Raw genomic sequence first — 14,691 nt, 5'->3', positions numbered from 1 at the left:
TCGGGGCTGCGGATTGCGAGAGCGCAGCTCCGACCCATATCACATGGGTGTCCGGATAACGTGTCACCCCGAAAGGCTTCCATGCGTCACTTTCTTGCGCCTCTTGCTATCTTCATCGCCCTTTCCTTGGCGCTTTCCGCCAAGGCACAGGTCTTCGAGCCGGAAAGCTTCACTCTCGACAATGGCCTGCAGGTTGTCGTGGTCCCCAATGATCGCGCACCGATCCTGACCCACATGATCTGGTACAGGGTTGGCTCGGCCGATGAGCCGCCCGGCAAGTCCGGAATTGCGCACTTCCTGGAACACCTGATGTTCAAGGGGACCGACAAGATCGAGCCCGGCGAGTTCTCGCGTCTCGTTGCCCGCGAAGGCGGGCAGGACAATGCCTATACCTCCTATGACTTCACGGCCTATTTCCAGACCATAGCCAGTGACCGGCTGGATATGGTGATGGAACTCGAGGCGGACCGCATGACTGGCCTGCTTCTGGAGGAATCCGAAGTCAATCCCGAACGGGATGTGGTTCTGGAAGAGCGCCGCAGCCGGGTCGACAACGAGCCCTCATCGCAGTTGAGCGAAATGGTTTCGGCTGCCTTGTACCTGCATCATCCCTATGGACTTCCGATCATCGGCTGGGAGAACGAGATTCGCGCGTTGGATCAGACGGATGCCCTGGATTTCTATGAAACCTGGTATGCCCCCAACAACGCCATCCTGATCGTCGCCGGGGATACAACAGTAGAGGAGGTTCGCCGCCTGGCCGAGACCCATTACGGCGACATTCCGCAGCGTGCCGTGCCGGAGCGCCAGCGTGTGGAGGAACCGCGCCAGTGGGCCAGCCGCCGCGTGGAGCTGGCGGATCCAAAAGTGGGACAGCCTTCGGTCACCATCCAATACCTGGCCCCGAGTTATAATACCTCTCTGGAGGATAGTACCGACGCCACGCCCTATGCTCTGCAGGTTCTCGATGAGCTGATGGGCGGGCGAACCGGCCGGCTGTACCAGGAACTGGTGGTTGAGCAGGAAATTGCCGCCGGTGCCGGCGCCGGCTATCGCGCCAACAGTCTTGATCTTTCGGAATTCTCCATCTCCGTCACGCCGCGCAATGGCGACGATCTCGCGAAGGCCGAGGAAGCCCTACGTGCGGAGATCGACCGCCTGCTGGACGAGGGTGTCAGCGAGGAAGAGGTCGAACAGGCACGGCAGCGCCTGATGGACTCCGTGGCCTATGCCCAGGATTCCGTCAGCGGACCGGCCCATTTCATAGGACGGGCGCTCACCACCGGACAGGACCTTGAGGACATCGAGGCCTGGCCCGAACGTATTGGTCAGGTGACGGCAGAAGAAGTCGAGGCGGCGGCCGCACTGGTCTTCGATCCGGACCGTTCGGTCACGGGTGTCCTGAAAAGCGAACCGACCTCATGAGGGCTGAAAGCATGATGGCGCGTTTCCGTTCCCTTCCGCAGTTGGTGTCGACTCTGCTCCTGGGTCTGCTGCTTTGTCTCGCAGCGCCCCTGGCCGCCCGGGCGATGGATATCCAGAAGGTGGTTTCCCCCGGGGGGATCGAGGCCTGGCTGGTCGAGGATCACAGCAATCCCGTGCTGGCGGTGGAGTTCGCCTTTCGCGGCGGCTCGGCAACGGACCCCGAGGGCAAGGAGGGTCTGGCCGGCCTGACGGCGGCCCTGCTGGATGAAGGTGCGGGCGAGCTTGATTCCACAGCCTTCCAGGAAGCTCTGGACAACCGCTCGATCCGCATGTCCTTCAACACCAGCCGCGACCGTTTCAGCGGCTCGCTGATGACCCTGACGCACAATCGGGACGAGGCCTTCGATTACCTGCGCATGGCCTTGACCGAGCCGCGCTTCGACGAGACCGCTGTCCAGCGCCTGAAGAGCCAGTACCAGGTCATGCAGGCGCGACGCCAACAGGATCCCCAGTCTCTGGCCTGGAATGGACTCTATCACCTGCTTTTCCCGGACCACCCCTATGGACGGCCAAGCGAGGGGACGCCCGAGAGCATCGGCACCATCGAGGTTTCAGACATGCGGGCCTTCCTGGAGAACCAGGTAGCGCGTGAACGGTTATACGTGGCGGCGACCGGAGACATAACTCCGGAGGAACTGGGCAAGCTGCTGGATGAAACCTTCGGGGCGCTGCCGGAGGAAGGTAAAGCAGCCGAGGTTCCTGATACCACGCCCCATAGCGCGGGCGGTGTGGCCGTGGTGGAGCGTGATCAGCCGCAATCCGTGGTGGCCTTTGGCCAGCCGGGCATGGCCCGCGATGATCCGGATTTCTTTGCTGCCTATATCGTGAACTACATCCTGGGCGGCGGCAGTTTCGCCTCGCGCCTGAATGAAGAGATTCGTCAGGAGCGCGGCCTGGTCTATTCGGTCAGCACCGGGCTGAATACGCTGGACCATGCAGCTGTCCTGACCGGCGGCCTGGCCACCCAGAATGCCCGCGTGGCGGAAAGCCTGGACGTGTTGCGTACCGAATGGCAGCGCCTGGCGGAAGAAGGGCCGACGGAAGAGGAACTGGCCAATGCCAAGAGCTATGTCACCGGTGCCTTTGCCCGGCAGCTCAACAGCAGCGACAGCATTGCCTCGGTCCTGCTGTCCATCCAGATGGACAACCTGGGGATTGATTACATCGACCGTCGCACCGAGGAAATCGAGGCCGTGAGCATGGAGGATGTACGCCGCGTGGCCCGTTCGTTGCTGCAGCCGGAGGCCCTGACCTTCGTGGTTGTGGGACAGCCCGAGGGCGTCGAGTCGGATATCGTCCTGCCGCCGCGCGAATAGGGCGGCCGCGCAAAATATTCTTGAATCAAGAGCTTGCAGCCGGCTTGGAAGGAAGCTTGTGCATGGCAAGCGGCCGGGACAAGAATGTCACCTGCGCAGCCTCGGGAGAATGCAAATGCCGTTTTCTGTGAATGTGGATGGTTGCCTGATCGGGAATGCAGGTGAGAACGTGGGCCTGTCCACTAAGGACCTGGAAGCGGGCCTTCAGCAGTTGGCACCTGCCACCCGTCGCCTGGCGCAACAGCGCAGGGATGGGACGGGCCCCGAATTCCTGCAGTTGCCGGATCGCACCGAGGATCTGGCCAGGGCCGGCGAAGTGGCGGAAGCGCTGGCGGCGAATTGCGATGATGTCCTGATCCTTGGCACCGGGGGCTCGTCGCTGGGCGGGCAGACCCTCTATGCCCTGGCCGACAGTGGCTATGGCAACCGCCTGGGCGGGCCGAACCTGCATTTCCTGGACAACGTGGACCCGGACAGCTTCGACGATTTCCTGGCTGCGGTCGATCTCTCACGCCTGGGTGTGGTGGCCATCTCCAAGTCCGGAGGAACGGCCGAAACCCTTTGCCAGACCCTGCAGCTGCTCGAGGCCCTGTTGAGCGAGGTGGATGAAAGCCGGCTGTCACGCCAGGTCGCGGTCATCACCGAGCCAAAGGACAGCCCACTCAAGACCCTGGCTGCACGCTATCACCTGCCTTGCCTGGATCACGATGAAGGTGTGGGCGGGCGCTATTCCGTCCTGTCCGTAGTCGGCCTCTTGCCGGCACTGCTGGCCGGGCTGGACGCAGCCGCCCTGCGCCGTGGCGCCCGCGAGGTGCTGGACCAGAGCCTGGGAGTGGAACCCGCGCATACGGCTGCGCCGCAGACCGGCGCCGTTCTGACCGTGGCGTATGCACACCGCGCTGGACTGACGCAGACAGTGTTGATGCCCTACATCGACCGCCTGGCGCATTTTGGATTGTGGTTCCGACAGCTCTGGGCCGAAAGCCTGGGCAAGCAGGGGAAGGGATTGACCCCGATCCGCGCCATGGGCGCAGTCGATCAGCACAGCCAGCTGCAGCTCTATCTGGAAGGCCCGCGGGACAAGTTCTTTACCCTGGTCCGCCATGCCGAGGCGCCGGGCGATGCCAAGGTCCCGGCCGAGCAGGCGGAAGCTCTGGGGCTGGATTACCTGGCCGGCCACGGCATGGGGGATCTGCTGGATGCAATGGCGCGGGCCACAACCGAAACCCTGATCCGGCACCGGCGGCCCACCCGTGTCATCACCTTGAATCAGCTGGATGAAACCAGCCTGGGCGGCCTACTGATGCATTTTATGCTGGAAACGGTGTTTGCCGCAGAATTGCTGGAGGTCGATCCCTTCGACCAGCCGGCTGTGGAGGAGGGCAAGCAATTGGCGCGCCAGTATCTGAGCCAGAGAACGAAGAGCCCTGCATGACAATCCGCCGTCTGCCCGAGACACTGGTCAACCGCATTGCCGCTGGTGAAGTGATCGAGCGGCCCTCCGCCGTTGCCAAGGAGCTGGTGGAAAACGCCCTGGATGCCGGCGCACGGCAGATTGAAGTTGCTTTGCGCGAGGGCGGCTGCGCCTACCTTTCAGTAACGGATGACGGACGGGGCATGTCCTCCGATGAGTTGGCCCTGGCCCTGGAACGCCATGCGACCTCGAAACTGCAGGGCGATGACCTGGTTCACATCGCGTCCCTGGGGTTTCGGGGCGAGGCGCTGCCCTCGATCGGGGCGGTCGCGCGCCTGAACCTGGCCAGCCGCCAGGAGGGTGCAAGCGAGGCCTGGTCGCTTTCTGTGGAAGGCGGAACACTGGGCCAGCTGAAACCAGCAGCCCTGGCACAGGGCACGCGTGTCGAGGTGCGTGACCTGTTCTTTGCCACGCCGGCGCGTTTGAAGTTCCTGAAGACGGCGCGCACCGAACAGGGCTATGTCCGCGACGTGGTGGAGCGCCTCGCCATGGCGCATCCGGATGCGGCCTTCAAGCTGGCCGACGAGAAGAAAAACGTCCTGAACCTGGAACGTGGCGGGCCGGACCTCTTCGATGCCCGGCGCAAGCGCCTGTCCGCCATTCTGGGGCGGGAGTTCGGCGACAACTGTCTGCCGGTGGAGGCGGTGCGCGAGACCCTGCGCCTTGAGGGCCTGATCGGCCTGCCGACCTACAACCGCGCCAATGCTCAGCAGCAGTTTCTTTTCGTCAATGGCCGTCCTGTGCGCGACCGTCTGCTGCTTGGCGCCATCCGGGGGGCGTACCAGGACTTCCTGGCGCGTGACCGCCACCCGGTGGTCGCCCTGTTCCTGGAGGTGCCGCCGGATGAAGTGGACGTGAATGTGCATCCGGCCAAGGCCGAGGTGCGCTTCCGTGATCCGGGACTGGTGCGCGGCCTGATCGTCTCGGCCTGCCGCCATGCCCTGGCGGAGGCCGGACACAGGGCCTCCACCACGGTGGCCGGCTCGGCCCTGGGCTCGTTCCAGCCGGGTGGTGCGCCACCAGTCGGTGGCAGTTACAGGCCGGCCTTTCCCCACGGAGGGCCGCAACAAGCCGCAAGCGGATTTGCCGAGGGGCCGGATGGCTATCATGCGCCCCTGCCCGGCTTGCAGGCACCACCCGAAGGGCGAGCCGCCGCCGAGCCTGGAGAGGCGGTGACGGGGATGGAGACCCCGGTGGCAGGTACTGCGGATTCGGCCTCGCGTGCCGTTGAGGATCCTCCACCCCTCTACGATTATCCACTGGGTGCGGCCCGCGCGCAGCTTCACGAGACTTACGTGGTCGCGCAGACACGCGACGGTATTGTGATCGTGGACCAGCATGCGGCCCATGAGCGCCTGGTCTACGAACGCATGAAGGAGGAGATCGCTGCCCGTGGCGTGGCCCGCCAGGCGCTGCTGATTCCCGAAGTCGTGGAACTCGATGAGGCAGCTGCAGCGCGCGTCCTGTCGCGCCGTGAGGAGCTGGCCGAACTGGGGCTGGAAATCGAGGCCTTCGGGGAAGGCAGCCTGCTGGTGCGCGAGGTGCCGGCACTCATGGGAAAGCTGGACGTTCAGGGGTTGCTGCGGGACTTGGCGGACGAACTGGCCGAGATGGACCAGGCGCTCAGCCTGCGGGAAAAGCTTGAGGAGGTCTGCGGAACCATGGCCTGTCACGGATCTGTGAGAGCCGGGCGTCGGCTGAACAACGAGGAAATGAATGCCCTGTTGCGCCAGATGGAGGCCACGCCGCACAGCGGACAGTGCAATCATGGCCGTCCAACCTATGTGGAACTGAAGCTGGCCGATATCGAACGGCTGTTTGGGCGGCGGTAAGGCTATTTCCCGCCGAAGATCATCACCAGGATGCCCAGCAGTATCAGAACCGCGCCGGCGCCGCGATTTAACCAGACCAGAGTACGCTGGCCCAGGTGATGGCGGATCGCGGCCATCAGTCCGGTCAGGCAGAGCCACCAGACCATGGATCCCAGGAAGATCCCGCCGATGACCTGAAGCGCCTGCTGGTTGCTCTGGATGACCTCGCCCAGATCCAGGGCGGCAAAGATGGCAATGAAACCCACAAGAACCAGGGGATTGGCCAGGGTCAGCATGAAGGATGTCAGGAAGGTGGAACCACTGAGACTGACTCCGCGCGGCAAGCGGGTCTTCGGGGACTGAAGGCAGGTCCGCACACCCAGCAGGATGATCACCAGGCCGCCGGCGTATCGAAGAAGGTCGCGGTAGGGAAGCATCTCGTCGGCGACCCAGCGCGCGCCATAGGCCACGAGGGCCGCGAATATGGCATCGGCCACGGCCACACCCAGGCCCGTGGATAGACCGGCACCAATCCCTCGACTGAGCGTGCGCTCGATACAGAGGAGGCCGATGGGCCCCAGGGGAATGGCCAGGGCAAAGCCGATCACGAGAGCCTGAATGAAAAGGGGGAGGAGGTCCATCGACTGCCTTCTTATCGTTCGGATACAGCTTGGTCTCGTTTCAGGACTCACACTTACGTGCCAGAAGGCAAGTGATAATCCTGTTTCCTCCTGCACTTCTCCAGGGTGTTTGCAGGACGGTCGGGTTGCCTGCCACCAAGCGAGAGACTAGGGTAAGTGCCTGAAAAGCCGATCTCAGGCATTCCCCGTTTTCCAGTCCTGCAAAGGCGAGGTCATGATTCGGGCCGCAGAACCTGCGACACATCCTTCCTCTGCCCTGCCCAAGTTCTCCGAAGACTGGGCACTTTTCCTGGATGTAGATGGCTCCCTGCTGGATATTGCCGAGCACCCGGAGGCGGTCTCCGCGGATCGGCAACTGGTCGAGAGTCTCGGCAAGCTGCGCAGCCGTCTTTGCGGGGCTCTTGCCCTGATCAGCGGCCGCCCCCTGAAGGAACTGGATTGCCTCTTCGCACCGCTGCATCTGCCGGCCGCGGGGCAGCATGGCCTGGAAAGGCGCATGGCAAACGGACGCCTGCTGCCCGGCCTTGAATTGCCGGAGGGCTTTGCCGAGGTGGAGGCGCGTCTGGCGCTTTTTGTCGATCGCCACGCTGGCCTCTTCCTCGAGCGCAAGTCCCACGGCCTGGCGGTGCACTATCGCAAGGCGCCCGAACTGGAGTCGGAGGTTCTGGCACTGGCGGAAGCCTTGGCGCGCGTCAGCAGTCCGCCGCTGCACCTGCTGCGCGGCAAGATGGTGGCCGAACTGCGCGTGCCCGGCCATGACAAGGGAACGGCCATCGCGGCCTTCATGAGGGAGCGGCCTTTTGCCGGCCGCTGTCCGGTATTTGTTGGCGATGATGTGACGGATGAGGATGGGTTCGAGACGGTGAATGCGCTGAACGGGCATGCCATCCTGGTGGGTGCCAGAACGACTGCCGCCCGCTGGTCGGTGGCCTCGGCCGAGCGGTTGCGTGCCTGGCTGTCTGAATTGGCAGGCGTGAACCTGTCTGAAAATACTCGTGAAGAGGCGTGATGCGTAAGGAAGTGAAATCCAGTCTGGACCTGGCTGTGATAGGGAACTGTGTATTGGGGGGACTGGTCGATCGGGCAGCCCGTATTGTCTGGTGCTGCTTTCCGGATTTCGAGAGCGACCCCTGGTTCAATGCCCTGCTGGGCGGAGACGGGGTCGAGCAAGGCCTGTTTGCCATCGACCTGGATGGCTTCGAGCGCTCGGAACAGTTCTATCAGCGCAATTCCGCGGTATTGACCACACGGCTCTATTCCGCCGACGGTTCCGCCATAGAGGTGACGGACTGTGCCCCGCGCTACAAGCAGTTCGATCGCACCTTCCGTCCTACCATGGTGGTGAGGCGCGTACGCCCCTTGGCGGGTACGCCGCGCGTACGCGTGTGCCTGAGGCCTGCACATGGTTATGGTGCCGGTGTGCCAGAGCGGACGCGCGGCAGCAATCATGCGCGCTTCATTGCGCCGGATCTGACCCTGCGACTCTATACCACCTCGCCTTTGTCCTATGTCCTTTCGGAACGCTGGTTCCTGCTGGAACAGGATGAGTACCTGATCCTGGGGCCGGACGAGAGTCTGACGGAATCCATCGAGGCGACGGCTGTGCGCATGATCGAGCAGACCGATGCTTACTGGCGCGGCTGGACGCGGTCGCTTTCGATCCCCTTCGAGTGGCAGGAGGCGGTCATCCGCGCGGCCATCACCTTGAAGCTCAGCAACTTCGAAGAAACCGGCGCCATCATTGCAGCCCTGACAACCTCGGTACCCGAAGCCCCGGACTCCGGGCGCAACTGGGACTATCGCTTCTGTTGGCTGCGGGACTCCTATTTCGTGGTGAACGCGCTCAACCGCCTGGGCGCGACCAAGACCATGGAAGGTTTCCTGCGTTACATCCTGAACATCGTCAGCAGCGCGCCTGATGGATACCTGCAGCCGGTGTTTGGGATTGGCCTGGACGAGCATCTCTATGAGCGCAAGGTTTCTAGCCTGCCCGGCTATCGCGGCATGGGACCCGTGCGGGTGGGCAACCAGGCCTATACCCAGATCCAGAACGACGGCTATGGCAGTGTGGTCCTGGCGGCCACGCAGTGCTTCTTCGACTGCCGCCTGATCTCGCCTGGCGGGGTGGACCTGTTCCGCCGCCTGGAGGCTCTGGGCGAGCAGGCGCGCCAGCGCTTCGACCAGCCGGATGCCGGTCCCTGGGAGTTGCGGGGTCAGCAGAAGGTTCATACCTATTCCAGCCTGATGTGCTGGGCGGCCTGCGATCGCCTGGCACGGATCGCCCGGCACCTGGGCCTGGAGGACCGGCATGGTTTCTGGCGATCCGAGGCCGACCGCCTGCGAAGCGTCATTCTGGAGCGCAGCTGGAACGAGAAGGTGTCGAGCTTCGTCGAATCCTTCGAGGGGGAGGACATCGATGCCAGCCTGCTGCTGATGCACGAGCTGGGCTTCATCGATGCCCAGGACCCGCGCTATCTGGGAACACTGGCGGCCGTGGAACGCGAGCTGAAGAAGGGCAACTATCTCTATCGCTATCATGCCCCGGATGATTTCGGCGTGCCCGAAACGGCATTCACAATCTGTACCTTCTGGTACATCGATGCGCTTGCCGCCGTGGGACGCCGCGAAGAGGCGCGGGAGCTGTTCGAGCACATGCTGTCCTGCCGCAATCACGTGGGGCTGCTGTCCGAGGACCTGCATCCCGAAACGGGTGAACTCTGGGGCAACTTCCCCCAGACCTATTCCCTGGTGGGCGTGGTGCACTCGGCCACACGCCTGAGCAAGAGCTGGGAGGCGCTGGAATGAGACGGATCGTCATCGTTTCCAACCGCGTGGCCCCTGTGAACGAGACAGCCTCGAAGGGCGCGACGGGTGGTCTGGCGGTGGCGATCCTGGACACACTGCGCGAAAGCAACGGCCTGTGGTTCGGCTGGAGCGGCAACGTACGCGAGGCACCGGTCGCAAGTCCGGCTATTGCCGAGCCAACCCGGGATAATCCCTTCGAGACGGTTACGGTCGACCTGACACCGGCCGAACACTCTGGCTACTACAACGGCTACGCCAACCGCATCCTCTGGCCGGTCCTGCACTATCGCACCGACTTGATGGAGTATCACAGCGAGGACTTCCGGACCTACCAGCGGGTCAACGCCAACTTCGTCAGCCAGCTGGTGCCGCTGCTGCGGGAAGACGACCTGATCTGGCTGCATGACTATCACCTGATGATGGCCCCGCGGGACCTGCGTCAGGCCGGCGTGAAGAACCGCATCGGTTTCTTCCTGCACACGCCCTTTCCCTCGGCCGAGGTCTTCGCGACCCTGCCCAATCATCGCGAACTGATTTCCTCGCTCTGCCACTGTGACCTGATCGGGTTCCAGACGCCTGGCGACCTTCGGGCTTTCGAGGATTACATCACCCACGAAGCCGGCGGCCAGGTCCACACAAACGAGGAGTTCGAGGCCTTTGGCCGGCAGTTCCGGGCCCAAGTCTTCCCCATTTCCATCGATCCGGAGGCCTTTGCCGGGGCAGCCCGGGAAAGCTCGCGCTCGAACATCGCCAACCGGCTGCGCGAGAGCCTGGACGGGCGCGCCTTGATGGTCGGCGTGGACCGTCTGGATTACAGCAAGGGGTTGCCGGAACGCTTTCTGTCGTTCGAGCACCTGCTGGACCGCTACCCCGAGAACCGCCGTCGTGTCACCTTCCTGCAGATCGCGCCTTACTCCCGTACGGAGGTGCCGGAGTACAAGCTGATCCGCAGCCGCCTGGAAGGACTGTCCGGGCGCATCAACGGGCGTTTTTCCGAGGTGGACTGGACGCCTCTGCGCTATATCAACCGCGGCCTGGCCCGCAAGACCCTGGCGGGGGTGCTGCGCCACAGTCGGGTGGCCCTGGTCACGCCCTTGCGCGATGGCATGAACCTGGTTGCCAAGGAGTACGTTGCCGCACAGGATCCCGAGGATCCCGGTGTCCTGGTGCTCTCGCGTTTTGCCGGGGCGGCGCATGAACTGAAGGAAGCCCTGATCGTCAATCCGCTGGATTACGAGAACACAGGCGAGGCGCTTCAACGGGCGCTCAGCATGTCTCTGGATGAGCGCAAGGAGCGCTGGTCCGCCTTGATGGAAACCATCCGGCAACAGGATATCACGGCCTGGCGCAAGAGTTTCATAGCAGCTCTGAAGGCCCACTGAAGACATGACACGCTCCGGCAGACATGAGGAGGACTATTGGCTTCTGGCCGACATTGGCGGCACACACGCCCGTTTCACCCTCTATGAATCCGGGGCGCCGGCTGACTCCGTGCCCATCAAGAAGACTATGGTGGAGGCAGCGGAAGAGCTGACCTTCATGGCCGCCCTGCAGGCTTTCCTGGAGTCAGCCGGCAGTCCGCCCATCTCGGCTGCGGCCCTTGCCATCGCGGCCCCTGTGCGCGGCCAGCTCATCAAGATGACCAATCGCGGCTGGTGGATAGATATTGCGGCGCTGGAGCAGCAGCTGGACAGCAGGGAAGTGCTTCTGCTCAACGACTTCACCGCACAGTCCTTGGCGCTGCCGGTGCTGCAGGATCAGGATTGCCGGCGTCTGAATGACCGGCCGGTCCAGCTGCGCAGCCCTTGTGCGCTCATGGGGCCCGGTACTGGTCTCGGCATGGCGGCCCTGATGCCCCTTGGCAATGGTGACTGGCGCCCGGTGGTTGGCGAGGGCGGGCACATGACGCAGGCTGCCGTGAACGATGAACAGGCGGAAGTTCTTTCCGTCCTGAGGGCGCGCCTGGATCATGTTTCCGTCGAAAGGGTCGTCAGCGGGCCGGGTCTGGTCAACCTGTTTCAGGCCGTTTCCGTCGTGAAGGGTGCGAAAGAGGAAGAGCTGGACCCGGCAGAAGTGGTCAGGCGGGCCAAGCAGCAAGAATGCCAAGCCAGCCAGGACGCCGTCAGGCTTTTCACCGAGTTCCTGGCCATAACGGCAAGCAATGCGGCGCTGGCCTATGGCGCCTTTGGGGGCTTTTATCTGACAGGGGCTGTCTTACAGCATCTGGACCAACTGTTCGATGTCCAGCACTTCCACCAGGTATTCGTGGACAAGGGCCGTTTCTCGAGCTACCTGGGCGATATTCCGCTGTTCCAGATCCTGCATGAAAACGCGACTTTTCCTGGTCTACTGAACCTGCTCAGCTTTCCGGCAGAACAGCGGGCAGCCTGTGCGGCCTATCGGTACAGGCGTTCGTCCTGATCCATATCGGCGTAGAGTTCGGCTACATACTCCCCGTAACCGTTATAGAGCTCGGTGGGGACTTTCTCGTCGCTGCCGATGACGCGTTCCTCGGCCTGGCTCCAGCGTGGGTGCGCCACCTCGGGGTTGACGTTGGCCCAGAAGCCGTACTCGTTGCCGGCGATTTCCTCCCAGAAGGAAACCGGGCGTTCACGCGTGAAGGCGATGGAAACGACCGACTTGATCGACTTGAATCCATATTTCCAGGGCACGACCAGACGCAAGGGAGCCCCATTCTGTTTTGGCAGGGGGGCGCCGTATATGCCCGTACCCATGAAGGCCAGCTCGTTGGCGGCCTCCTCCATGGTCAGTCCCTCGATGTAGGGCCAAGGATACCATCCGGCCCGCTGGCCGGGCATGACCTCGGAATCCTCCAGGGTGGTGAAGCGGATGTAGCGTGCGTTCGAGGTGGGCCGGGCCAGGTCGAGCAGGTGGCTCAACTGGAAGCCTGACCAGGGAATCACCATGGACCAGGCTTCGACGCAGCGCAGGCGATATATGCGCTCTTCCAGGGGCATGCGCGCCAGAAGGTCGTCGATGTCGATATCGAAGGGCTCCTCGACCTCACCCTCGATCCGAAGGGACCAGGGACGAATGGGCATGTCCTGGGCTTTCTGCCAGATATTCTTCGAGGAGCCGAATTCGTAGAAGTTGGTGTAGGTGCCGGCCAGCTCTCGTTCAGTGATGTCTCGTTCAGCCTGGTATCGGGAGTTACGGTCCAGGGGATAAAGCTCGTAGGAGGGATCATCCGCTACCTGGGCGAAAGCGTCGCTCTCTGCCGCGCTGGCCTGGTTGGCGCCGTCCATGTCTTCACAGGCGGAAAGCAGACCTCCTCCGGCGAGCAGCAGCGAACCGGCGCCTGCCGTGCGCATGAAACGGCGACGATTGCGAAAGATTTCTTCCGGGGTTGCCTGGCTTTCGGCAAGTTCCCAGCCGCGCTTTCTGCGAATCAACATCCTTTTCCTCCCGGCATCTGCCTATAGACTCTGACATAGTCCGGAAGTCACGCATGTCAAAATCACATCTTCGTGCGCGGCCGGCCGGGCAGCAAAAAGCCCGCGGCGGAACCGCGGGCTTTGCATAACTTGAATGACTGTCTGTGCCTCACTCGAGGTGGGCGCGCAGCATCCAGGCTGCCTTCTCATGAGCGGCAAGGCGCTGGGTCAGAAGATCGGCCGTCGCCTCGTCATTGCCGCTTTCAGTGGCCGGGAAGACGGAGCGAGCCGTGCGGGCCGCAGTCTCGTTGTCCTCGGCAAGCTGCTTCAGCATGGTCTTGGAATCCGGCACGTCCTCGGCTTCCTCGATGGAGGTGAGTTTCGAGAAGGCCTTGTAGCTGCCCGGTGCAGTGTGGCCCAGGGCGCGAATGCGTTCGGCAATCTCGTCAACTGAGCTGGCAAGCTCCTGATACTGTTCTTCGAACAAGCTGTGCAGGGCGGCAAACTGCGGACCGCTGACGTTCCAGTGGAAATTGTGGGTCTTGAGATAAAGCGTATAGCTGTCGGCGAGAACCTTCGAGAGTCCTTCGGCGATTACCTTTCGATCTTCGGCGGGAATTCCGGTGTTGAGGGACATGATTTTTCTCTCCTTCTTTCGGGATGACGGGAAACGTCCAGGAGCGGTTTCACGCCGCTATGTGTTACCCCTATTAGATAAGTCTTTCCGCTCAGGCTGCAAGGATTTTTTTTAATCGATCTAAACAACGTTATAAATAATTGATTCTAAATAATATAACTATTGAACTGGATCGTCCGTGCTCTCTTCCTGGCTGCCCAGGGCATCGGCCAGGCGTTGTGCTGCCGTTCCTGGGCGCAGGGGGCTGGGCTGACTTTCATGCGGGGACCAGGCCGTCATGTAGAAGACCTGGAAGGTGGCCGGCACGCGTCCTTGCGCATCCGCGAACTGTTCGAAGTAGAGCTCGGCCGCCCGGGTCAAGGTTTCGCGCCGGCTGAAGCTGCTGCGGCGGTGGCAGGCGGCATTGCTTTCGCCCATGGCGCGCAGGTCCTGCATCAGGCGGAAAGGGTTGGTGTAGGTCACAGTCAGGTTGTCGGCATCTGCAACGGGGAGTGCAAATCCGCTGCGTTGAAGCAGGCCACCCAGATCGCGTAGTTCCGTCATTGGTGAAATGCGTGGGCTGAGACCGCTTTCCAGGCTGGTTTCCGCCTGTACCAGGCTGCTGCGCAACTCGAACAGTGTGTCGCCGCCCAGCACGGCTGCCAGGAAGAGCCCATCGGGGCGCATGGCCTGGCGCAACTGCAGTAGACAGCCCGGCAGATCGTTCACCCAATGCAGGTCCAGGACGCTGAAGACAAGGTCGAAGCTTCCAGGCGCAAAGGGCAGGGCCTCTTCATCGACGTTTACGATCGGTCGTGCTGTTGACTCCTGCTTGGCGTGGAGGGCCATGGCGGGTGAAAAATCACAGGAGACCAGGTTTGCCTCTGGATACTTGCGTTGAAGGGCTGGTGAGAGCCCGCCCGTTCGGCAGCCCAGCTCCAGGATCGAGGAGAACTCCCGCTTTACGTCGTCCAGGCGATCGAGCAGGCGCTCGCCCACCTCCCGGAACAGGAAGTCATGCTCCTGAAAGCCGTCAGCGGCCCGATCACGGTGTCGGCGGACTGTTCGCCGGTCGAAAATCTCGATAGACTCATCCATGCGCAAGATATGGCCCAGGAAGCAGTCTGGTGAAAGTCCCGAATCTTCCT

General features: G+C 62.6%; 12 protein-coding genes. 8 read left to right on the top strand and 4 right to left on the bottom strand.

Annotated features, from left to right (window positions below):
* Positions 1-81: 81 nt before the first annotated feature.
* The 4 genes from G502_RS17960 (at position 82) to mutL (ending at position 6,107) form a co-directional block, all read left to right on the top strand.
* On the top strand, positions 82-1,425 hold the full coding sequence (locus G502_RS17960; RefSeq protein WP_022726697.1) for a M16 family metallopeptidase: 1,344 nt from the start codon (positions 82-84) through the stop codon (positions 1,423-1,425).
* Between the two features lie 11 nt (positions 1,426-1,436).
* A complete protein-coding gene (locus G502_RS0100450; RefSeq protein ID WP_040487434.1) occupies positions 1,437-2,801 on the top strand; it encodes a M16 family metallopeptidase in 1,365 nt (454 codons plus the stop codon).
* A gap of 115 nt (positions 2,802-2,916) precedes the next feature.
* On the top strand, positions 2,917-4,236 hold the full coding sequence (locus G502_RS0100445; RefSeq protein ID WP_022726695.1) for a phosphoglucose isomerase-related protein: 1,320 nt from the start codon (positions 2,917-2,919) through the stop codon (positions 4,234-4,236).
* Complete coding sequence (gene mutL, locus G502_RS0100440) at positions 4,233-6,107, top strand: DNA mismatch repair endonuclease MutL (RefSeq protein WP_022726694.1); 1,875 nt, start codon at positions 4,233-4,235, stop codon at positions 6,105-6,107. Before G502_RS0100445 ends, mutL begins: the two co-directional genes overlap by 4 nt.
* A gap of 2 nt (positions 6,108-6,109) precedes the next feature.
* Here mutL and G502_RS0100435 read toward each other — a convergent pair whose 3' ends face one another.
* On the bottom strand, positions 6,110-6,727 hold the full coding sequence (locus tag G502_RS0100435; RefSeq protein ID WP_022726693.1) for a LysE family translocator: 618 nt from the start codon (positions 6,725-6,727) through the stop codon (positions 6,110-6,112).
* Positions 6,728-6,941: 214 nt separating this feature from the next.
* Between G502_RS0100435 and otsB the strand changes: the two genes are divergently transcribed.
* Genes otsB through glk form a run of 4 tightly spaced genes read left to right on the top strand, consistent with a single transcriptional unit; the run spans position 6,942 to position 11,953 of the window.
* Positions 6,942-7,736, top strand: a complete 795-nt coding sequence (otsB, locus tag G502_RS17955; protein WP_022726692.1) for a trehalose-phosphatase — start codon at positions 6,942-6,944, stop codon at positions 7,734-7,736.
* A complete protein-coding gene (locus G502_RS0100425; protein ID WP_022726691.1) occupies positions 7,736-9,532 on the top strand; it encodes a glycoside hydrolase family 15 protein in 1,797 nt (598 codons plus the stop codon). The genes otsB and G502_RS0100425 overlap by 1 nt, the downstream gene beginning before the upstream one ends.
* The gene (gene otsA, locus G502_RS0100420; protein ID WP_022726690.1) at positions 9,529-10,914 is read left to right on the top strand and encodes an alpha,alpha-trehalose-phosphate synthase (UDP-forming); all 1,386 of its coding nucleotides are present in this window, start codon (positions 9,529-9,531) and stop codon (positions 10,912-10,914) included. Before G502_RS0100425 ends, otsA begins: the two co-directional genes overlap by 4 nt.
* Positions 10,915-10,918: 4 nt before the next feature.
* On the top strand, positions 10,919-11,953 hold the full coding sequence (gene glk / locus G502_RS17950; protein WP_022726689.1) for a glucokinase: 1,035 nt from the start codon (positions 10,919-10,921) through the stop codon (positions 11,951-11,953).
* Here the strand turns inward: glk and msrP are convergent.
* From msrP to G502_RS17945, 3 genes are all read right to left on the bottom strand, one after another.
* A complete protein-coding gene (msrP, locus tag G502_RS0100405; protein ID WP_022726688.1) occupies positions 11,929-12,948 on the bottom strand; it encodes a protein-methionine-sulfoxide reductase catalytic subunit MsrP in 1,020 nt (339 codons plus the stop codon). The genes glk and msrP overlap by 25 nt on opposite strands.
* Positions 12,949-13,096: 148 nt before the next feature.
* Positions 13,097-13,564 carry a Dps family protein gene (locus G502_RS0100400; protein ID WP_022726687.1) on the bottom strand — a complete coding sequence of 156 codons (468 nt, stop codon included), beginning with the start codon at positions 13,562-13,564 and terminating at the stop codon, positions 13,097-13,099.
* Positions 13,565-13,723: 159 nt separating this feature from the next.
* Positions 13,724-14,641 carry a methyltransferase domain-containing protein gene (locus G502_RS17945; protein WP_040487431.1) on the bottom strand — a complete coding sequence of 306 codons (918 nt, stop codon included), beginning with the start codon at positions 14,639-14,641 and terminating at the stop codon, positions 13,724-13,726.
* Positions 14,642-14,691: the final 50 nt, after the last annotated feature.

The sequence above is a fragment of the Fodinicurvata sediminis DSM 21159 genome (genome assembly GCF_000420625.1).
Lineage (GTDB): Bacteria > Pseudomonadota > Alphaproteobacteria > Kiloniellales > DSM-21159 > Fodinicurvata > Fodinicurvata sediminis.
This window is presented reverse-complemented; position numbering and strand designations above follow the sequence as displayed.